General features: G+C 64.8%; 21 protein-coding genes and 1 tRNA gene. 10 read left to right on the top strand and 12 right to left on the bottom strand.

Going from position 1 to position 18,745, the window contains the following annotated elements:
• Positions 1-150 precede the first annotated feature (150 nt).
• The gene (locus tag FK527_RS05265) at positions 151-477 is read left to right on the top strand and encodes a TraR/DksA family transcriptional regulator (RefSeq protein WP_246072680.1); all 327 of its coding nucleotides are present in this window, start codon (positions 151-153) and stop codon (positions 475-477) included.
• A gap of 64 nt (positions 478-541) precedes the next feature.
• A complete protein-coding gene (locus FK527_RS05270; RefSeq protein ID WP_144730797.1) occupies positions 542-916 on the top strand; it encodes a hypothetical protein in 375 nt (124 codons plus the stop codon).
• Positions 917-1,479: 563 nt separating this feature from the next.
• On the opposite strand, the gene FK527_RS05280 is transcribed toward FK527_RS05270, so the two are convergent.
• Both FK527_RS05280 and FK527_RS05285 read right to left on the bottom strand, forming a co-directional pair.
• Positions 1,480-1,556 (bottom strand) — tRNA-Met (locus FK527_RS05280).
• Positions 1,557-1,640: 84 nt separating this feature from the next.
• Complete coding sequence (locus FK527_RS05285) at positions 1,641-1,886, bottom strand: hypothetical protein (protein ID WP_144730799.1); 246 nt, start codon at positions 1,884-1,886, stop codon at positions 1,641-1,643.
• A gap of 21 nt (positions 1,887-1,907) precedes the next feature.
• Here FK527_RS05285 and FK527_RS05290 point away from each other — a divergent pair, with 21 nt between their 5' ends.
• From FK527_RS05290 to FK527_RS05310, 5 genes are all read left to right on the top strand, one after another.
• Positions 1,908-3,635, top strand: coding sequence for a CTP synthase (locus FK527_RS05290; RefSeq protein WP_144730801.1), 1,728 nt, complete (start codon positions 1,908-1,910; stop codon positions 3,633-3,635).
• A 17-nt stretch (positions 3,636-3,652) separates the two neighbouring features.
• Positions 3,653-4,510: a 3-deoxy-8-phosphooctulonate synthase gene (gene kdsA / locus FK527_RS05295; RefSeq protein WP_144730803.1), complete on the top strand. Its 858-nt coding sequence runs from the start codon at positions 3,653-3,655 to the stop codon at positions 4,508-4,510.
• Between the two features lie 47 nt (positions 4,511-4,557).
• Entirely contained in the window at positions 4,558-4,848 is a 291-nt protein-coding gene (locus FK527_RS05300; protein WP_144730805.1) for a DUF1330 domain-containing protein, read from the top strand.
• A 100-nt stretch (positions 4,849-4,948) separates the two neighbouring features.
• Positions 4,949-6,235, top strand: a complete 1,287-nt coding sequence (gene eno / locus FK527_RS05305; RefSeq protein ID WP_144730807.1) for a phosphopyruvate hydratase — start codon at positions 4,949-4,951, stop codon at positions 6,233-6,235.
• 46 nt (positions 6,236-6,281) lie between these two features.
• Positions 6,282-6,560, top strand: coding sequence for a septum formation initiator family protein (locus FK527_RS05310; protein ID WP_144730809.1), 279 nt, complete (start codon positions 6,282-6,284; stop codon positions 6,558-6,560).
• A 70-nt stretch (positions 6,561-6,630) separates the two neighbouring features.
• Here FK527_RS05310 and FK527_RS05315 read toward each other — a convergent pair whose 3' ends face one another.
• Together FK527_RS05315 and FK527_RS05320 are read right to left on the bottom strand one after the other, a co-directional pair.
• On the bottom strand, positions 6,631-7,029 hold the full coding sequence (locus FK527_RS05315) for a Zn-ribbon domain-containing OB-fold protein (RefSeq protein WP_144730811.1): 399 nt from the start codon (positions 7,027-7,029) through the stop codon (positions 6,631-6,633).
• Positions 7,030-7,033: 4 nt separating this feature from the next.
• Positions 7,034-8,200, bottom strand: a complete 1,167-nt coding sequence (locus tag FK527_RS05320; protein ID WP_144730813.1) for a thiolase domain-containing protein — start codon at positions 8,198-8,200, stop codon at positions 7,034-7,036.
• 371 nt (positions 8,201-8,571) lie between these two features.
• On the opposite strand from FK527_RS05320, the gene FK527_RS05325 reads away from it, so the two are divergent.
• The gene (locus FK527_RS05325; RefSeq protein ID WP_144730815.1) at positions 8,572-9,486 is read left to right on the top strand and encodes an SDR family oxidoreductase; all 915 of its coding nucleotides are present in this window, start codon (positions 8,572-8,574) and stop codon (positions 9,484-9,486) included.
• 74 nt (positions 9,487-9,560) lie between these two features.
• On the opposite strand, the gene FK527_RS05330 is transcribed toward FK527_RS05325, so the two are convergent.
• Genes FK527_RS05330 through FK527_RS05345 form a run of 4 tightly spaced genes read right to left on the bottom strand, consistent with a single transcriptional unit; the run spans position 9,561 to position 12,775 of the window.
• The gene (locus tag FK527_RS05330) at positions 9,561-9,977 is read right to left on the bottom strand and encodes a Zn-ribbon domain-containing OB-fold protein (RefSeq protein WP_144730817.1); all 417 of its coding nucleotides are present in this window, start codon (positions 9,975-9,977) and stop codon (positions 9,561-9,563) included.
• Entirely contained in the window at positions 9,974-11,152 is a 1,179-nt protein-coding gene (locus FK527_RS05335) for a thiolase C-terminal domain-containing protein (protein ID WP_144730819.1), read from the bottom strand. Before FK527_RS05335 ends, FK527_RS05330 begins: the two co-directional genes overlap by 4 nt.
• Before the next feature lie 34 nt (positions 11,153-11,186).
• Complete coding sequence (hslO, locus tag FK527_RS05340) at positions 11,187-12,194, bottom strand: Hsp33 family molecular chaperone HslO (RefSeq protein ID WP_144730821.1); 1,008 nt, start codon at positions 12,192-12,194, stop codon at positions 11,187-11,189.
• Positions 12,195-12,250: 56 nt separating this feature from the next.
• Complete coding sequence (locus tag FK527_RS05345; RefSeq protein WP_144731100.1) at positions 12,251-12,775, bottom strand: gamma carbonic anhydrase family protein; 525 nt, start codon at positions 12,773-12,775, stop codon at positions 12,251-12,253.
• Between the two features lie 216 nt (positions 12,776-12,991).
• Here FK527_RS05345 and tal point away from each other — a divergent pair, with 216 nt between their 5' ends.
• Positions 12,992-13,942, top strand: a complete 951-nt coding sequence (gene tal / locus FK527_RS05350) for a transaldolase (protein WP_144730822.1) — start codon at positions 12,992-12,994, stop codon at positions 13,940-13,942.
• 73 nt (positions 13,943-14,015) lie between these two features.
• On the opposite strand, the gene FK527_RS05355 is transcribed toward tal, so the two are convergent.
• The 4 genes from FK527_RS05355 to FK527_RS05370 form a co-directional block, all read right to left on the bottom strand.
• Positions 14,016-14,651: an L-threonylcarbamoyladenylate synthase gene (locus FK527_RS05355; RefSeq protein ID WP_144730823.1), complete on the bottom strand. Its 636-nt coding sequence runs from the start codon at positions 14,649-14,651 to the stop codon at positions 14,016-14,018.
• A 14-nt stretch (positions 14,652-14,665) separates the two neighbouring features.
• Complete coding sequence (locus tag FK527_RS05360) at positions 14,666-15,532, bottom strand: 3',5'-nucleoside bisphosphate phosphatase (RefSeq protein ID WP_144730824.1); 867 nt, start codon at positions 15,530-15,532, stop codon at positions 14,666-14,668.
• Between the two features lie 166 nt (positions 15,533-15,698).
• Positions 15,699-16,541: a TauD/TfdA dioxygenase family protein gene (locus FK527_RS05365; protein ID WP_144730825.1), complete on the bottom strand. Its 843-nt coding sequence runs from the start codon at positions 16,539-16,541 to the stop codon at positions 15,699-15,701.
• 19 nt (positions 16,542-16,560) lie between these two features.
• Positions 16,561-17,826, bottom strand: a complete 1,266-nt coding sequence (locus FK527_RS05370; protein WP_144730826.1) for a CaiB/BaiF CoA transferase family protein — start codon at positions 17,824-17,826, stop codon at positions 16,561-16,563.
• Positions 17,827-17,980: 154 nt separating this feature from the next.
• Between FK527_RS05370 and FK527_RS05375 the strand changes: the two genes are divergently transcribed.
• Positions 17,981-18,745 carry an enoyl-CoA hydratase-related protein gene (locus FK527_RS05375; RefSeq protein ID WP_144730827.1) on the top strand — a complete coding sequence of 255 codons (765 nt, stop codon included), beginning with the start codon at positions 17,981-17,983 and terminating at the stop codon, positions 18,743-18,745.

The following is an 18,745-nucleotide window of genomic DNA, read 5'->3' on the forward strand; positions in this document are numbered from 1 at the left end:
CCCCAAGAACCCAACCCTTGATTTCGGTCAACGGCAGACGAAGGCAGAAGGCGCAAGATGATTACAAGAGTAATTTTGCGATTTCTTTTTCAGGAGCACTCACCCATGGACAGCACTCAAGCCGCACCTTTCAAAGACAAATTGCTGCACATGCAGTCCGAGCTATTGGACAGCATTTCGCTTCAGCGCGGCGGTGTCGTCAGCCGCGCCGAAGCCACCGCAGAACACTTCGCGCAACTCGAAGACCCTCAGTCCGAGGTGGCTTCCAAGAAAGAAGACGAACTCTCCTTGGACGAACATGAGGTCGCGCGCCTTGCCGACATTGCCGCTGCACTTGAGCGCATAGCCTCCGGCACTTACGGCCTTTGCATGGATTGCGGCATAAACATTCCGCTTGCACGCCTGCAGGCGGCTCCCGAGGCCCTGCGCTGCATCGCGTGCCAGGAGACCTTCGAAAAACACCATCCCCGCGCCTAACAGCCGTCGCAGCGCCACGGCCTTACCGAAGGCACATGCATTCTCAAACCGAAAAAGGAATTCCATGGCTACATTTCACGCCATCGTCTGGCTGGACCACTCTGAAGCCCATGTGCTGATGTTCGACCGCGAACATCTCGAAGCACAGCGCATCAAATCGCGCAGCCACCATAAACCGCAGGACAAGGCCGTCGATACTGTCCAATTTTTCGACGACATCACCAAGGCACTCGAAGGCACCCACGAGGTGCTGCTTACCGGGCCAGGCTTGGCGCGCAACCAGTTTCGCGAATGGTGTCAGGCGCATCGCCCGCAGACCGCAACCCTCATCGTGGACTCCATTCCCGCCGACCATCCTTCCGATGCGCAACTGGTGGCTTTGGCAAAACAATATTTCAAAAAGTACGACCGACTGGCAGCAGACCCCTCTCAGGCATGAATGGCCGAGCGCCGCAGGGCCCAAAGCCGCTGAGCACACCGTAAGCCTCCAGGAACATACAGCGCCTGGGGTAGCGCATAACCTGTGTGTGCATTTGCGATGCCATGGTAGCCGGCGATTCGAAAACCCTGCAGGCTGCTAGGAGCCTGTCGGACTTTGGAATCGTCGGCTGCGAATGCGTCGCAGCGGCCCATTTTTCACCGGCTTCTTGCCCCATAGCACCACTATGGGGCGGCGAATCCGGCAAAAACTGGCCTCGCTGGGGCGCATTCTCGCTTTCGACGCCCAAAGTCCGACAGGCTCCTAGGCACCGCAGCGCCGATTCAAAGTGGGAGCTTGCCCTGACCATCACCCTGGTGGTCTGCGCTCTGGCGCTCGTGCTCGCCGAACGCATACAGAGCTGAGGCTTGGCGACCGCCTTTGAGCGGCTGATGGGCTTGATTCTGGTCGCGATCGCGGTAGAAATGCTCATCCGGGGCTGCAACGACTCATGCACCAGATGCAGTGGCCTTTGCAGCACCTGAACGCAAAAAGCCCGGCTTGAACCGGGCTTTTTTCAATTTTGGTTGCGCGAGAAGGATTTGAACCTCCGACCTTTGGGTTATGAGCCCAACGAGCTACCAGACTGCTCCATCGCGCGGCAAGCTGCGAATTGTACACCATTATTCGGAAGCTTGTGAAGCCTAATGTGCACCCAACAATCAGGGGCATCGCATGCACAGTGCTACGCAGCTGGTTGACCACCTAGGAGCCTGTCGGACTTTGGAATCGTCGGCTGCGAATGCGCCGCAGCGGCCGATTTTTTACCGTCTTCTTGCCCCATAGCACCACTATGGGGCGGCGAATCCGGCAAAAACGGGTCTCGCCGGGGCGCATTCTCGCTTTCGACGCCCAAAGCCAGACAGGCTCCTAGCCTGTCTGGCCAAGCCCCGACAAGCCCCACCGAAAGCCGCCCCCCTATAATTTCCATTTCCCACCACCCATAAACGACATGACCAAATTCGTCTTCGTCACCGGCGGTGTGGTGTCTTCCCTGGGCAAGGGAATCGCCTCTGCCTCCCTTGCCGCGATCCTCGAATCGCGGGGTCTCAAAGTCACCCTCATCAAGCTCGACCCCTACATCAACGTCGATCCGGGCACCATGAGCCCGTTTCAGCATGGCGAGGTCTTCGTTACCGAGGACGGCGCCGAGACCGATCTCGACCTGGGCCACTACGAACGCTTCATCGAAACGCGCATGCGGCGCGCCAACAATTTCACTACGGGCCGCATCTACCAGTCCGTGCTCGAAAAAGAGCGCCGCGGCGACTACCTGGGCAAAACGGTGCAGGTGATCCCGCACGTCACGAACGAAATCCAGGAGTTCATCCAGCGCGGCGCAGGGGTGGGCGGCGATGAAATCTTCGACGTCGCCATCGTCGAGATCGGCGGTACCGTGGGTGACATCGAGTCGCTGCCTTTCCTCGAAGCCGTGCGCCAGATGAGCCTGCGCCTGGGGCCGAACAACGCTGCCTTCGTGCACCTCACCTACGTGCCCTGGATCGCCGCGGCGGGCGAGCTCAAGACCAAGCCCACGCAGCACACGGTGCAAAAACTGCGCGAGATCGGTATCCAGCCCGACGCGCTGCTGTGCCGCGCCGACCGGCGCATCCCCGACGAAGAGCGCGCCAAGATCTCGCTCTTTACCAACGTGCCCGAGTGGGGCGTGATCAGCATGTGGGACGTGGACACCATCTACAAGGTGCCGCGCATGCTGCACGAGCAGGGGCTGGACGGCCTGATCTGCGACAAGCTGCGCCTCAACACGCCGCCCGCCAAGCTCCAGCGCTGGGACGCGCTCGTCTACGAAACCGAGCACCCGCAGGGCGAGGTCACCATCGCCATGGTGGGCAAGTACGTGGAGCTTTCCGACAGCTACAAGTCGGTCAACGAGGCGCTGCGCCACGCGGGCATGCGCAACCACGTGCGCGTGCACATCGTGCACATCGACTCCGAAACCATGGACGCCGACACGGTGCGCCAGCTCGCCGACTACGACGCCATCCTGGTGCCGGGCGGCTTTGGCCAGCGCGGCGTGGAAGGCAAGATCCGCACGGCCCAGTTCGCGCGTGAGCAGCGCATTCCCTACCTGGGCATCTGCCTGGGCATGCAGGTGGCGACGATCGAATACGCGCGCCACGTGGCCGGGCTCGAAGGTGCAAACAGCACCGAGTTCGACCCGCACACGCCGCACCCCGTGATCGCGCTCATCACCGAGTGGAAAAACGCCGACGGCAGCATCCAAAAGCGCGACGAGCATTCTGACCTCGGCGGCACCATGCGCCTGGGCGCGCAAAGTGCCGACGTGCAACCCGGCACGCTGGCGCACCAGATCTACGGCGACGTGGTGACCGAGCGCCACCGCCACCGCTATGAAGCCAACGTCCACTACCTCGAGCGCCTGCGCGAAGCCGGGCTCGTGATCTCGGCCTACACCCAGCGCGAGCACCTGACCGAGATCATCGAGCTGCCGCAGAGCGTGCACCCGTGGTTCATCGGCGTGCAGTTCCACCCTGAGTTCAAGAGCACGCCCTGGGCCGGGCATCCGCTGTTCAACGCCTTCATCGCGGCCGCGGTGCAGCAGCGCGCGCGGCGGCTTGGCAACGCGGCTTCGACGCCAGCCGGCGCCTGCATGCCCGCCGCAGTCGCCGCGACAGCGGCACCTGCCACCGCCACCTGAGCGCCAAAGGAAAAGCCATGCAACTGTGCGGTTTCGACGTCGGGCTCGAGCAGCCGTTTTTCCTCATCGCCGGCCCTTGCGTAGTCGAGTCTGAGCAGCTGCAAATGGACGTGGCCGGGCAGCTCAAGGAAATCACCGCGGCGCTGGGCATCCCCTTCATCTTCAAGAGCAGCTACGACAAGGCCAACCGCTCGAGCGGCGCGAGCTTTCGCGGCCCAGGGTTGGAGCGCGGGCTGGAAATTCTGGCCAAGGTGCGCCGCGAGATCGGCGTCCCCGTCCTCACCGATGTGCACACCGAGGCCGAGGTGCCCACTGTGGCCGCGGTCGTCGATGTGCTGCAGACACCGGCCTTTTTGTGCCGCCAGACCGACTTCATCCGCGCCGTGGCGCAGTCGGGCAAGCCGGTCAACATCAAAAAAGGCCAGTTCCTCGCGCCGCACGACATGAAAAACGTGATCGACAAGGCGCGCGCTGCCGCACGCGAGGCGGGCCTGTCGGAAGATCGATTCCTGGCCTGCGAGCGCGGCGTGAGCTTTGGCTACAACAACCTCGTGAGCGACATGCGCGCGCTCGCCATCATGCGTGAGACGGGTGCGCCCGTGGTGTTCGACGCCACGCACAGCGTACAGCTGCCCGGCGGCCAGGGCACGAGCAGCGGCGGCCAGCGCGAGTTCGTGCCCGTGCTCGCGCGCGCGGCCGTGGCCGTGGGCGTGGCGGGTTTGTTCATGGAAACGCACCCCAACCCCGCGCAAGCGCTCTCGGACGGGCCCAACGCCGTGCCGCTCGCGCACATGCGCGCCCTGCTCGAAACCCTGCTCGCGCTCGACCAGGTCACCAAGCGCCAGGGCTTTCTCGAAGACGTTTTTCGCGCCTGAGCCAGGCAGCGGGCGTTAAGGTTCACCCCTCATCGAGGAGACAAAAAATGAGCAGTGCCTACGTCATCGCCTCGGTCACCGTCACCAACCCGGCGCAATACGACGAATACCGCAAACTCAGCACCGAAGCCATGCGCGTGCATGGCGCCGAAGTGTGCGTGCGCGGCGGCAAGGTCGAAGTGCTCGAAGGTGGCTGCGATCCGGGGCGCATCGTGGTCTTGAAGTTCCCCAGCGTGGAAGCCGCGCGCGCGTTCTACGACTCGCCCGAATACCGCAAGGCGCGCGCCGCACGCGAGGGCGCTGCCGTGATGCGCCTGCTGGCCGTCGAGGGCGTGTGAGCCCCGCCACGAAAAAATCTTTTTTGATAGCTGCTTGCGCAGGATGCACAAGCGCTAAAGCCTTATTTCATTCATAAACTTTTGCAAAGGAAGAAGCTCCATGAGCGCCATCGTTGACATCGTCGGCCGTGAAATCCTCGACAGCCGCGGCAACCCCACCGTCGAGTGCGACGTCCTGCTCGAGTCGGGCGTGATGGGTCGCGCCGCCGTACCCTCGGGCGCCTCCACGGGCAGCCGCGAGGCCATCGAACTGCGCGACGGCGACAAGAGCCGCTATCTGGGCAAGGGCGTGCTCAAGGCCGTCGAGCACGTCAACACCGAAATCTCCGAAGCCGTGCTGGGCCTGGACGCGAGCGAGCAGGCCTTCCTGGACCGCACGCTGATCGACCTCGACGGCACCGACAACAAGGCCCGCCTGGGCGCGAACGCGCTGCTCGCCGTGAGCATGGCCGTGGCGCGCGCCGCCGCCGAGGAATCGGGCCTGCCGCTGTACCGTTACTTCGGCGGCATGGGCAGCATGCAGCTGCCCGTGCCCATGATGAACGTGATCAACGGCGGCGCGCACGCGAACAACAGCCTCGACCTGCAGGAGTTCATGCTCATCCCCGTGGGCGCACCGAGCTTTCGCGAAGCGCTGCGCTGGGGCGCCGAGGTGTTCCACGCGCTCAAGAAAATCATCAACGACAAAGGCATGAGCACGGCCGTGGGCGACGAAGGCGGCTTTGCCCCGAACGTGGCCAACCACGAGGCCGCAATCCAGCTCATCCTGCAGGCGATCGATGCCGCGGGCTATCGCGCCGGCGAGCAGATTGCGCTGGGCCTGGACTGCGCGGCAAGCGAGTTTTACCGCGACGGCAAATACGTGCTCGCAGGCGAAGGCGGCCTGCAACTCGTGGCTGCGCAGTGGACCGACATGCTCGCGAGCTGGTGCGACAAGTACCCCATCATCAGCATCGAGGACGGCATGGCCGAAGGCGACTGGGACGGTTGGAAGCACCTGACCGAGCGCCTGGGCAAGAACGTGCAGCTCGTGGGTGATGACCTGTTCGTCACCAACACCAAGATCCTCAAGGAAGGCATAGACAAAGGCATCGCCAACTCCATCCTCATCAAGATCAACCAGATCGGCACGCTGACCGAAACCTTCCAGGCCATCGAAATGGCCAAGCGCGCGGGCTACACCGCCGTCATCAGCCACCGCTCGGGCGAAACCGAGGACGCCACCATCGCCGACATCGCCGTGGGCACCAACGCGGGCCAGATCAAGACCGGCTCGCTGAGCCGCAGCGACCGCATGGCCAAATACAACCAGTTGCTGCGCATCGAGGAAGACCTGGGCGACGTCGCCCACTACCCGGGCCGCGCGGCGTTCTACAACCTGCGCTGACCGCGCGCCGCGCCACCTAGCCGCCATCCGCCTCCACCGAGCCACCATGGGCGGGCGCTTCGTTCCCTTCGTGCTGCTGGCCTTGCTGGTGGCCTTGCACGCCCAGCTCTGGCTCGGGCGCGGCAGTGTCGCGCATGTGCGCAGCCTGCAGCAGCAGCTCGCCGCGCAAAAGGCCGCAAACGCCCAGGCCCAGCAGGCCAACGAGCGGCTCGCCGCCGAGGTCAACGACCTCAAAGAGGGGCTGGAGATGGTCGAAGACAAGGCCCGCAGCGAACTGGGCATGGTCAAGCCCAACGAAATCTACGTGCAGATCGCTCCGCGCTGAAAACACCTCGGCAAAACGGTACGGGGCGCCGGTTCGGACAAACCGGCGCCCCGTTTTTTCGCTTATCAGATTACACCGGCGTGAACATGGGCACCATGGTGCCGTTTTCGCTCGGCTTCATCACCACCTTGACGCGGTCGCCGATGCGCAGGGCGTCGAAGTCGCAATCGACGATGTTGGTCAGCATGCTCACACCCTCGTCGAGCGTGACGTAGGCGATCACGTAGGGCACGGGGCCGACGCGGCGGCCGACGCTGAGGGTGTAGATCGTGCCGGTGCCGGCGGCCTCCTGCCACTCGGTCTGCTCGCTCAGGCAAAACGGGCACAGCGGGCGCGGATACCAGTGCGGCTGGTTACAGGAACGGCAGTGTTTGATGAGCAGCTTGCCGGACTGCGTGGCGGCCCAGAACTCCTTGTTGTCGGGCCAGATATCTGGCGAAGGGATGGTGCGTGTGCTTGCGGTGGTCATGGCGTCAGGCCCTTTCGAGAATCAAGGTGGCACTGCCGTGGCGCGCGCCGAGGGAGCCGCCGGTGCCCTGCGCAAGCGCCAGCGTGCAGTTTTTCACTTGCACCGCGGGGTGCGCCTCGCCACGCAGCTGGCGCACGGCCTCTATCACCTTGGTGATGCCGCCGCGGTTGGCCGGGTGGTTGTTGCACAGACCGCCGCCGTCGGTATTGAAGGGCAGTTTGCCCACGCCGGAGATCAGGTTGCCGTCGGCGACGAACTTGCCACCCTCGCCCTTCTTGCAAAAACCCAGGTCTTCGAGCTGCATCAGCACGGTGATCGTGAAGCTGTCGTAGATCGATGCGTATTGAATGTCCGCCGGCGTCACGCCCGCCTCGGCGAATGCGCGCGGGCCCGACCAGGCCGCGCCCGAGTACGAAAGATCGACCTTGCCGCCATTGAGCCCCTTGGGCGCCTCGCCCGCTCCGAGCACGTTGACGATGGGGCGCTTGAGCGAACGCGCAATCTCGGGCCGCGCGACGATCAGCGCGCCGCCGCCATCGCTGACCACGCAGCAGTCGAGCTTGTGCAGCGGGTCGGAAATCATGGGCGAGTTCACCACGTCTTCCACGGTGACCACGTCGCGCAGCATGGCGTTGGGGTTGTGCTGCGCATGGTGCGAGGCCGCGACCTTGATCCAGGCGAGCTGCTCCGCGGTGGTGCCAAACTCATGCATGTGGCGCTGGGCCACCATGGCGTACATGTTCACGGTGACCGGGCCGTAGGGCGTCTCGAACGGCGTGTCCGGCACGTTGGGCCCCCAGTTGCGCGGCTGCGTGCCGCTCGAGGCCTCGGAGCGCGGGCGCCCGGCCAGCGTGATCAGCGCGACGTTGCACTTGCCCGCCATGATGGCCTGCGTGGCATGGGCCACGTGCGCGATGTACGAGGAGCCGCCGGTTTCGGTCGAATCGACGTGGCGCGGGCGCAGGCCCATGTAGTCGACCATGCTGAGCATGCCCAGGCCCGGCGCGTCACCGGCGCAGAAGTAGCCATCGACGTCACTCAGCGAAAGCCCCGCGTCTTCGAGGGCGCCGCGCGCGGATTCGGCGTGCAGCTGGGCGACGGTCTTGTCCGGCGCTTTGCGTGTGGGGTGCTCGTAGGCACCCACGATACAGGCTTGTCTTTTGATGCTCATGGGGAACCGATCAAAATGATGAAAAGGAAAGAAACGACATCTAAGCGATGAACCTGCTATCCTAACAAACGTTCGGATGGCTTGAGTATTGCACCCTTCGCACATTCGCAAAGCCGGCGCCAAAGCGGCGCAAAACTCGGCAAAACACCCGATACGGATTTCTTTAACCCAGATTGTTCGTTAGGGCGCGGGATGAGGGCGAGGCGGCTGGCGCGGCAGTTTGGTCGCGGCTGAGGAGTTCGTGGAACCACCACGAACGACGAAGCCGCGGCCCAAATGACCGCCAGACAACCGCCAGCGCCCGCGTAGGCCCGAAGGGCCGCCTAATGGACAATATGGGTTTAACCTGCAACGACACCAAGGAGACACCCATGAACATTCGTTACGACAACCGCGTCGCCATCGTCACCGGCGCCGGCTCTGGCCTGGGCCGCAGCCACGCGCTGTTCCTCGCCTCGCGCGGTGCCAAGGTCGTGGTCAACGACCTCGGTGGCGCCGTCGATGGCAGCGGCAGCTCGCTCACGCCGGCACAGCAAGTAGTGGCCGAAATCCAGGCTGCGGGCGGCACCGCCATTGCCAATGCCGACTCGGTCGCGAGCCCCGAAGGCGCCCAACGCATGGTGCAAGCCGCACTCGACCAGTGGGGACGCGTGGACATTTTGGTGAACAACGCAGGCATCCTGCGCGACCGCACCATTCTGAAAATGACGCCGCAGGACTTCGACGCCGTCGTGGCCGTGCACCTGGCTGGTTCGGCCTACTGCACCATGGCCGCCTGGCCGCACATGAAAGAGGCCAACTTCGGGCGCATCGTGATGACCACTTCGGCGGCCGGCTTGTTCGGCAACTTCGGCCAGGCCAACTACGCGGCGGCCAAGCTGGGCATCGTGGGCCTCATGAACGCGCTCAAGCACGAAGGTGCCAAGTACGACATCCGCGTCAACACCGTCGCGCCGATCGCGCTCACGCGCATGACAGAAGACCTGATCGCCGCGGACGTCAAGCCACGGCTCAAACCCGAATACGTTTCGTCCATGGTGGCCTGGTTCTGCGCTGCCGAAAACCAGGCCACGGGGGACATTGTCGAGGTCGGCGCCGGCTACTACGCGCGTGTGCAAATCATGGAAGGCGAAGGCGTGCTGCTGGGCGACGGCCAGGTGCCCGCCCCCGAAGAAGTGCGCGACAACTATGCACGCATCTGCGACATGCGCGGCGCCAAGCCCTTCGAATCGGCCAACGAGGTCATGGGCCGCGTATTCGGCGAAATCCAGCGCCCGAGCAAATAACACAGGGGCGGCACGGCGCCGCCCCTGCCATTCCCAGACCTCGCGGCAAAGACGCCGCGAGGTCTGCTCCGGCCTCAGGCCGGCTCGAACTGCGGAATCTTGAAGCCGCCCGCGCGCGTCTCGAAGCACAGCTTCACGGGCATGCCGATATAGACCGACTGCGGGTCGCAGTGCAGGATGTTGGTCATGAGGCGCGGCCCCTCTTCGAGCTGGATGATGGCCATCACGAACGGGCAGTCGTCGCGAAACGCCTCATACGGCGGCTGATAAACCACGGTGTAGCTGAACACAGTGCCGCGGCCGCTGGCCTTTTCCCACACCGGGTCGGGCGAAAAATCGAACGGGCTCCAGGGCCGCGGATACAAAAAAGGCTTGCCCGTGCCGCGGCAGCGCTGGAACACGAGCTCGCCGCGCTGCGCTGCATCCCAGTAGGGCTTGCTGTGCGGGCTGACTTCGGGGACGGGTTTGGGATTTGTGTGGTGCGTGCTCATGACTGCCTCCCGAGTACGAGGGTCGCGTGCTCGGCCATCATGCCGCCGTAGCAGTGCACGACGCCCAGATCGGCCTTGGCCAGCTGGCGCTGCGGCCCCGCGATGCCCATGACTTGGCGCGCGGCCTCGACGATCATGGTCTGGCCCGAGGCGTCGCCCACATGGCCGAAGGACATCAGTCCACCATAGGTGTTGACCGGGAATTCTCCGCCCGGTGCCGTGCGCCCGCCGGCAAAAAAGGCCCCGCCCCGGCCTTTGGGGCACAGGCCCAGGTCTTCGGCGTAAATGATGGGGTTGATGCTGAACGAGTCGTAGAGCTGCGCGAAGTCCATGTCGGCAGGGCCTACGCCGGCCATGCGGTAGGCCTTGGCGCCGGTTTCCTTGGAACCCAGCGTGGTCAAGTCGTGCGCCTGGCTGATGCTCGAATGCGTGTGCTTTTCGCCGTAACCGAGCAGGTAGCAGGGCTGCTTCGCGTAGCGCGTGGCAAGCCGCGCAGACACGAGCAACACGGCAGAGCCGCCCTCGCAGGGTACCGAGCAGTCGAGCAGGTTGAAAGGGTAGGCGATCGGGCGCGAGGACCGCACCTTGTCTATGGTCAGCGGGCCTTGCGGCGCCATCAGCGCGTCGGGGTGCAAGAGCGACCAGGCGCGCTGTGACACGGCCACCTGCGCGAGCTGCTCGCGCGTGGTGCCGAACTCGTGCATGTGGCGCGTGGCATTGAGCGCAAAAATCGGCGGAATATAGGTGCCGTACGGATATTCGAATTCGGGGTGGCTGATGAGCTTGCTCAGGGTCTCGGCCATGCCGCTGCCTACGTTGGGAAAGCGCCCCGCACCCAGGCACAGCACCGAATCACACAGGCCGCGCTCTATGGCCAAGCTCGCGCGGATCAGCATGAGCGCGTAGGTGGCGCCGCCCGCGTTGATGGTTTCGCTGAAGCTGGGCTCTATGCCCAGCTCTTCGGCGATCTTTTCGTGCGCGAACACATCGACACCTTCGGCCGAGGCCATGCCCGCAGGCGCCGACATCAGGCCCTGAATGTCGGACGGGCGCAGCTGCGGCCATTCGCGCAGAAACTGCGCCAGTACCTGGCGGTACATCTCCATACCGTTGTAGTGCGGGTATCGCCCGGGCTTCATCTCGGACACCGCCACGATGGCTGTTTGGGGTTTCATCCTGTCTCCATGTTAAGTAATCACCCATCCATTTTCACTGCAGCCCCTGCGGCCCTGGTGGTGCAAAAGGTGCATCCGGCGCGTCGGGCGGGGCTGCAAAAATCTGCGCCACATCGACGGCGTCGAAACGGTACTGCTGGCCGCAAAACTCGCAGCCCACCTCGACCTCGCCGCGCTCGGCCAGAATGCTTTCGGCCTCCGGCTCGCCCAGGCTGCGCAGCATGGCGCTCACGCGCGCGCGGCTGCAGCTGCAGGCAAAGCGCGGCCCGCGCGCGCCTTGCAAGGGCTCGAAGCGCAGCAGGTTTTCTTCCCAGAACAGGCGGTGCAAGATGGTATCGGCATCGAGCGAGAGCAGTTCCTCGCGCGTGAGGCTCGCGGCCAGATGCGCGATGCGGTTGTAGTCCTCATGCGCACCGATCTGGTCTTCGTGCTCCGCGGAACCCCGGCGTTGCGCCAGATTGCCCTCGCCCGCAGCCGGCATGCGCTGAATCAACAGCCCGGCTGCCAGTTCATCATTGGCGGCCAGCACCAGCACGGTGTCGAGCTGCTCGGACTGCAGCATATAGTGCTGCAGCACGTCCGACATGCTCGCAAAGCTGCGGTAGCGCGCATCTTCGAGCGGCACCACGCCCTGGTAAGGCTGCTGCCCTACCGACTTGTCCTTGGGGTCCAGCGTAATCGCGCAGCGCCCGCCGCCTTCGACGTTGAGCATCTGGCCCAGCGTGGCGTCCTCGGCCACGGGGCCGCGCACCGTGGCCGTGGCGCGCAGGCTCAAGTCAGGCTGCACCTCGACCACGGCAAGCTTGACCGGGCCGTCGCCAAACACCTGCAGCACCAGCGCACCGTTGAATTTGATGTTCGACTCCATCAACACCGCCGCCGCGGCCATTTCACCGAGCAAGGCACGTACCGGCGCCGGGTAGGGGCCCGTGGCGGAATTGGCCGCACGGCGCTGCAGAATGTCGCGCCAGGCATCGGTCAGACGCACGAGCATGCCGCGCACGGGCAGGCCTTCGAACAGAAATTTGTGTAATTCGGACACGCGCAGCTTTCGCTTTCGAAGGTTCAGTGGATCAAAAAGAAGCGACCGCAAGCCACTTACGCCAGCCTGTGCAGGCTGCGCTGGAAGCGGCGCGCGTTCTCGATGTAGTGCCGCGCACTCTGGCGCAGCCCTTCGATTTGCTCGGGCGTGAGCTGGCGCACCACCTTGGCGGGGCTGCCGAGGATCATCGAGCCATCGGGGAATTCCTTGCCCTCGGTCACGAGCGCGCCCGCGCCCACGAGGCAGTTCTTGCCGATTTTTGCCCCGTTGAGCACCACGGCGCCTATGCCTATGAGCGACTCGTCGCCTATGGTGCAGCCGTGCAGCATGACCATGTGGCCCACGGTCACGCGCTCGCCCACGACCAACGGCTGGCCGGTGTCGGCATGCAGCACGCTCGCGTCCTGGATGTTGCTGCCCGCACCTACGGTGATGCTGTCGGCGTCGCCGCGCAGCACCGCGCCGCACCACACGCTCGCCTGCGCGCCCAGCGTCACGCGGCCGATCACCTGCGCGCTGTCGGCCACCCAGGCCGAATCGGCGAGCTGCGGCACCATGCCGTCGAGTTCATACACTGCCATGTTCATGTCTCCCAATCATCAACGATCCCCGCCGTAGTACGGCTCCAAGGTGCGGCTAATTGTAGGGAGCCAGGGTGGGCCTGCGCGAGATGGGCATTACCACTGTGGGCTCGCACTTTCAGCCATACATTCGGCCACGACACCAGCGCACCCTAAAATGAATAGCTGACAGTGCCCATTCGACCAGTGCTGCCGGCTTTTTTCCTTTGTTTTGCCATGAACCAGCTCGAAGCCCTCAAACAGTTCACCACCGTGGTTGCCGACACCGGCGACTTCCAGCAGCTGGCGCAATACCAGCCGCAGGACGCCACGACCAACCCCTCGCTGATCCTCAAGGCGGTGCAAAAACCCGAATACGCGCCGCTCTTGCAGGCCACGGTGGCGCGCTGGCGCGGGCAGCCCATGGACGCGCTGATCGACCGCCTGCTCGTGCGTTTTGGCTGCGAGATTCTGGCCATCATCCCGGGGCGCGTTTCCACCGAGGTCGATGCGCGCCTGAGCTTCGACACCAGCGCCACGGTGGCGCGCGCCGAGCGCCTCGTCGATCTCTACCAGGCCGAGGGCATACACATCGACCGCGTGCTCATCAAGATCGCCTCGACCTGGGAGGGCATACGCGCGGCCGAGCAACTCGAGCGCCGCGGCATCCACACCAACCTCACGCTGCTGTTCTCGTTCTGCCAGGCCGTGGCCTGCGCGCAGGCCAAAGTGCAGCTGATCTCGCCCTTCGTCGGGCGCATCTACGACTGGTACAAAAAGCAGGCCGGCGCGCAGTGGGACGAAGCCGCGATGGCCGGCGCGAACGATCCCGGCGTGCGCTCGGTGCGCCAGATTTACCACTACTACAAGCACTTCGGCATCGCCACCGAGGTGATGGGTGCGAGCTTTCGCAACGTGGGGCAGATCATTGCGCTCGCGGGCTGCGATTTGCTCACGATTGCGCCTGAGCTGCTCGCGCAGCTCGCCGCGAGCGAGGCGCCGCTGCAGCGCGCGCTAGACCCAGAAGCCGCACGCGCCATGGACATCGCGCCCGTGCAGTACGACGAGCCGGGCTTTCGCTTTGCGCTCAACGAAGACGCGATGGCCACGGAAAAACTCGCCGAGGGCATCCGCAACTTCTGCGCCGACACGCGCAAGCTCGAACAGCTGGTGCTGGCGGCGCAATAAGCTACTCAAAAAATAGCTGCTAGCGCTTGATATATAAGCGCTAGAGGCCCAAAAGACTATAAAAACAAGGCACTCAAAGCCCCAGCGCCGCGAGGCTGCCGCGGCCCTCGCGCAGCACCACGGGCTCGCCGCCCGTGGCCATGGGCACGAGGTCTAGCACCGTGGTGGGCTCAGCGGGGCAAGGGCCGGCATCGACCACGGCATCGATCGCATGCTCGTAGCGCGCGCGGATTTCCTGCGCGTCGTTGAGCGGTGCGCTCTCGCCCGGCGGGATCAGGGTGGTGGCAAGCAGCGGCGCGCCGTGCAGCTCGAGCAGCATCTGCAACCCTTTGCGCGCAGGCACACGCAGGCCTATGGTCTTGCGCTGCGGGTGGCTCACGCGGCGCGGCACTTCCTTGGACGCTTCGAGGATGAAGGTGTAGGGCCCGGGCGTGCCGAGCTTGAGCAGGCGGTATTGCCGGTTGTCGACGCGCGCGTAGTTTGCAAGCTGCGACAAGTCGGAGCACAGCAACGTGAGCAGGTGCTTGTCATCGACCTGGCGCACGCGGCGCAGGCGCTCCACGGCCTGCTTGTCGTCGAGCTGGCACACCAGCGCGTAGCTCGAATCGGTGGGCACGGCCAGCACGCCACCTTGCTGCAACAGTGCCGCAGCCTGGCGCAGCAGACGCGGCTGCGGGTTGTCGGGGTGGACTTCAAAGAACTGGGCCATGCTCGTTCCTCGCTTCAGGCAGGATGCTGGATGCGCGCTTCGAGCAGTTCCCACACCGAAGCGAGCCCCGCTGGCAAGTGCGGCAGGCAGCCGAGGTCGTACGAGGATTCCTCGGGGCTGTGAAAGTCGCTGCCGCGCGACGCCGCCAGGTCGAACTCTTGCGCCATGCGCGCATACCTTGCGTATTCGGCCGACGTGTGGCTGCCGGTGACCACTTCCACGGCCTGCCCGCCGTGCGCGCGGAATTCGGAAAACAGCGCATATTCCTCGTTTGCGGTGAGGCGGTAGCGCGCGGGGTGCGCGATCACGGCCACGCCGCCCGCGCCGACGATCCAGCGCACCGCATCGCCAAGCGCGGCCCAGCGGTGCGGCACGTAGCCGGGCTTGCCTTCGGTCAGGTATTTGCGAAACACCTCGGGCGTGTCGCGGCACACGCCGGCTTCGACGAGAAAGCGCGCAAAGTGCGTGCGCGAGATCAAGTCCGGGTTGCCCACGTAGCGCAGCGCGCCTTCGAATGCGCCTGCGATGCCGTGCGCGGCAAGCTGCTCGGCCATTTCGCGTGCGCGCTGCTCGCGCCCGCCGCGCGTGGTGGCCAGGCCCTGCACCAGCGCCGCGTCGTCGGGGTCGAACCCCAGGCCGACGATGTGCACGGTCTCGCCCGCAAAGCTCACGGAAATTTCGGTGCCGCAAAGATAGGCCATGCCCTGCGCGCGCGCTGCGGCGGCGGCGCGGTGCTGGCCGCCGACCTCGTCGTGGTCGGTCAAGGCCCACAGATCGACGCCGTTGGCGCGCGCGCGCGCCGCCAGTTCTTCGGGCGTCAGGGTGCCGTCGGAGACGACGGAGTGCGAATGCAGATCGGGGTTTTGGTAAGGCAATGTCACACAGGCATCTTACGCGAGCGCACGCAGCAGGGCGGCAGTGGGGTTAACCGGTGAGGCAGCGCTTTGATAAAGATAGCTGCTTGCGCTTGCTGTACCTTGTCAAAAGGCCAAAATCACTCCAAAACACATGGCGCCGCCCGCCTCCCAGGCGGCGACGCCCAGCCTCTCAGCGCTGCGGCTTGTCGCCCGCCAGGGTGATGCGGTGCAGCACGCGGCGAAAGCCGTGGTAGTCGTTGACCGGGAAGTGGTGCGTGCAGCGGTTGTCCCACAGCGCGAGCGAGCCCACGCGCCAGCGGAAACGGCAGGTGAATTCCTCCTTCTTCTGGTGCGCAAACAGCCATTGCAGCAGCGGCGCGCTTTCTTCTTCGGTCATGCCGGCAAAGCGCGCCGTGTGCGCGTAGTTCACATACAAAGCCTTGCGCCCGGTTTCGGGGTGCGTGCGCACCACGGGGTGTGTGGCCTCGTACTGGCTCGCGGCGTCGCTGCGCCCGACTTCAGCCAGGCGGTCTTCGCGCGTGCGCGTGACGTCGGCCTTGGCCGAGGTGTTCACGGCGTCCAGCCCGTCGAGCAGCTTTTTCATGCCCTCGGACAAGGTTTCGTAAGCCAGGTACTGGTTTGCAAACAGGGTGTCGCCGCCATAGGGCGGCACCTCGCGCGCGAGCAGCAGCGTGGCCATGGGCGGGCGCTCGAGGTAGGCCGTGTCGCTGTGCCACACGCCGCCGAAGTTGACCTTTTCGTGCTCGAGCTTCTTGATCTCGATGATCACGGGGTAGTCCGCAAGCCCTTTGACGAAAGGGTATTCGACCGGCGTGCCCCAGCCCTCGGCAAAAGCGAGGAACTGCGCGCTCGACAGCGGCTGGTCGCGGAAAAAGAGCACGCCATGCTCGAGCCACAGCGCGCGCAGCGCGGCGCGCTCGGCGGCATCGAGCGGGCGCGACAGATCGACGCCCAAAATCTCGGCGCCGATGGCGCCGGCGAGGCGCTCCACCTTCCAATCGGCAGTGCTCATGGTTTGCTCTCCTTCTTTCCTATTTAAATTCATTGTCGAGCTGGCGCGGATCAAAGCCGCATTCGCGCAGCACCTCTTCGGTGTGCTGGCCCAGGCGCGGCGCCGGCGCGAGCGCGCCGACCTCGTAACCGACCCAACGCGCCGCCGTCCCGAAGGTGCGCATGGGCCCTTCGCTCGGGTGCTCGACCTGCTGGAAAAAGCCCACCGCCGCAAGCTGCGGGTCGTCGAACAGATCTTCTATGGTGTTGACCGGCCCCGCAGGCAGATCGATGCGCGCAAAAAACTCGAGCCAATGCTCGGTGCTTTGCGTGCGCAGCGTCTGCGCGAGAAAGCCATAGACCTCGTCGATATGGCGCGTGCGGTTCGCCAGGCTCGCAAAGCGCGCGTCGGTCAGCAAATCCTCTCGGCCGATACCCCGCAGAAAGCGCTGCCACTGGCCGTCGTTATAGACCATCGCACACAGATACCCGTCGCTGGTTTCGTAGGGCCGGCGGCTCGGCGAGAGCAAACGGCTGTAGCCGGCCTCGCCCGTGGGTGGCACAAAGGTGCGGCCGTAGATGTGGTCGGACAGCACCACGCCCACCATGGTTTCGAACATGGGGATGTCGATGCGGCAGCCGCGCCCTGTGCGCTCGCGCGCAAAGAGCGCCATGGCCACGCTGTGCGCGGCGTGCAGGCCGGTCATGCGGTCGGCGATGTTGAGCGGCGCATAGCGCGGCACCTCGGCGCCCGCGCGCTTTTGCAATGCCGCCACGCCCACGGCGCCCTGGATCAGGTCATCGTAGGCCGGCCGCCCCGCGTAAGGGCCCTCTTCGCCATAGCCATAGACGCCGCACCAGATGATGCGCGGGTTGATCGCGGCCACGCTGTCGTAGTCGAACCCCAGCCGCGCCACCGAGGCCGGGCGCAGGTTGTGCACGAACACGTCGGCGCTCTCGAGCAGCCGGCGCATCGCGGCCTTGCCGGCGGGCGTCTTCAAGTCCAGCACCACACTGCGCTTGTTGCGGTTCAGGTGCAAAAACATGGGCCCCATGCCCGCATGGCGCGCCGGCCCGATCGCGCGCGTGGAGTCGCCCTCGGGCGATTCGATCTTCACCACGTCGGCGCCGTGGTCGCCCAAAATCTGCGTCGCATAAGGCCCCATGAGCACCGCGCTCAGGTCGATCACGCGCACGCCCGCGAGCGGGCCAGAGTCGCCTCGGGCTTTTGCCGCAGCGGCTGTGGATGCTTCTTTTGTGTGAGCTTCTGACGCGCTTTCAGACCGCGTTTGCGCCGTTTCCGCCATTGTTTTCAGTCTCCTGGTTGCACACTTGCTTGCGTACTGGCAGAGCCAAGGTTTTTGCCCTGCCTCTATACTTCCAAAGTGGGTCAGAATACCAAACAATCGTTTGATAGTCTGCTTTTTTCTTCCCAACCACCGCCCCACGGAGACGTTTCCCATGAGCAGCAACGAGCTTCTGTACGAAGTCAAAGACGGCATCGCCTTCATCACCATCAACCGGCCCGAGCGCCGCAACGCCCTGAGCAACGCGGTACGCCAAGGCTTTTTCGACATCTGGCGCCGCTTCGAGGCCGACGAAACGGCGCAGATCGCCATTCTTTCAGGCGCTGGCGAAAACTTCTGCGCCGGCATGGACCTGGTCGAGGCCGCCGACACGCAGCTGCGCATCCCGCCACCGGGCTTCATGCCGGTGCTCGGCGACAACATCGAAGTCACCAAACCCGTGATCGCCGCCGTGCACGGCTACGCCTACGCGGGCGGCTGGCTGCTCGCGCAGATGTGCGACCTGTGCGTGGCCGACGAGACCGCCAAGTTCGCCATCACCGAAGCCAAGGTCGGCCGCGGCATGCCCTGGGCGTCTCCCGTGATCCACATGCTGCCGCAGCGCATCCTCATGGAAGTCGCGATGACGGGCGACCCTTTGAGCGCGCAGCGCGCCTACGAGCTCGGCTACATCAACCGCCTGATGCCCAAGGGCCAGGCCGTGCAGGGCGCGGTCGAGCTCGCGCAAAAGCTCATGGCGAACGCGCCGCTCACGGTGCGCGCGGCCAAGGAGATGGTGCGCCTTTCGACCGAAATGGGCCGCACCGCGGCGCTGCGCGCCTCGAACCACGCCTTTGCCACGGTGTACCTGAGCGAAGACGCGCTCGAAGGCCCGCGCTCCTTCCGCGAAAAACGCAAACCCGTCTGGAAAGGACGCTGA

This window comes from Extensimonas perlucida (assembly GCF_007655255.1).
Taxonomy (GTDB): Bacteria; Pseudomonadota; Gammaproteobacteria; order Burkholderiales; family Burkholderiaceae_C; genus Extensimonas; species Extensimonas perlucida.

Excerpts from the sequence above, each read along its gene's own strand:
- FK527_RS05270 (WP_144730797.1), top strand. The coding sequence starts at position 542 with ATGGCTACATTTCACGCCATCGTCTGGCTGGACCACTCTGAAGCCCAT.
- FK527_RS05265 (WP_246072680.1), top strand. The coding sequence starts at position 151 with ATGCAGTCCGAGCTATTGGACAGCATTTCGCTTCAGCGCGGCGGTGTC.
- FK527_RS05355 (WP_144730823.1), bottom strand. The coding sequence starts at position 14,651 with ATGGCCCAGTTCTTTGAAGTCCACCCCGACAACCCGCAGCCGCGTCTG.
- FK527_RS05325 (WP_144730815.1), top strand. The coding sequence starts at position 8,572 with ATGAACATTCGTTACGACAACCGCGTCGCCATCGTCACCGGCGCCGGC.
- kdsA (WP_144730803.1), top strand. The coding sequence starts at position 3,653 with ATGCAACTGTGCGGTTTCGACGTCGGGCTCGAGCAGCCGTTTTTCCTC.
- FK527_RS05335 (WP_144730819.1), bottom strand. The coding sequence starts at position 11,152 with ATGAAACCCCAAACAGCCATCGTGGCGGTGTCCGAGATGAAGCCCGGG.
- FK527_RS05320 (WP_144730813.1), bottom strand. The coding sequence starts at position 8,200 with ATGAGCATCAAAAGACAAGCCTGTATCGTGGGTGCCTACGAGCACCCC.
- FK527_RS05345 (WP_144731100.1), bottom strand. The coding sequence starts at position 12,775 with ATGGCAGTGTATGAACTCGACGGCATGGTGCCGCAGCTCGCCGATTCG.
- FK527_RS05365 (WP_144730825.1), bottom strand. The coding sequence starts at position 16,541 with ATGAGCACTGCCGATTGGAAGGTGGAGCGCCTCGCCGGCGCCATCGGC.
- tal (WP_144730822.1), top strand. The coding sequence starts at position 12,992 with ATGAACCAGCTCGAAGCCCTCAAACAGTTCACCACCGTGGTTGCCGAC.
- FK527_RS05315 (WP_144730811.1), bottom strand. The coding sequence starts at position 7,029 with ATGACCACCGCAAGCACACGCACCATCCCTTCGCCAGATATCTGGCCC.
- eno (WP_144730807.1), top strand. The coding sequence starts at position 4,949 with ATGAGCGCCATCGTTGACATCGTCGGCCGTGAAATCCTCGACAGCCGC.
- FK527_RS05290 (WP_144730801.1), top strand. The coding sequence starts at position 1,908 with ATGACCAAATTCGTCTTCGTCACCGGCGGTGTGGTGTCTTCCCTGGGC.
- FK527_RS05300 (WP_144730805.1), top strand. The coding sequence starts at position 4,558 with ATGAGCAGTGCCTACGTCATCGCCTCGGTCACCGTCACCAACCCGGCG.
- FK527_RS05310 (WP_144730809.1), top strand. The coding sequence starts at position 6,282 with ATGGGCGGGCGCTTCGTTCCCTTCGTGCTGCTGGCCTTGCTGGTGGCC.
- FK527_RS05375 (WP_144730827.1), top strand. The coding sequence starts at position 17,981 with ATGAGCAGCAACGAGCTTCTGTACGAAGTCAAAGACGGCATCGCCTTC.
- FK527_RS05330 (WP_144730817.1), bottom strand. The coding sequence starts at position 9,977 with ATGAGCACGCACCACACAAATCCCAAACCCGTCCCCGAAGTCAGCCCG.
- FK527_RS05285 (WP_144730799.1), bottom strand. The coding sequence starts at position 1,886 with ATGGAAATTATAGGGGGGCGGCTTTCGGTGGGGCTTGTCGGGGCTTGG.
- FK527_RS05370 (WP_144730826.1), bottom strand. The coding sequence starts at position 17,826 with ATGGCGGAAACGGCGCAAACGCGGTCTGAAAGCGCGTCAGAAGCTCAC.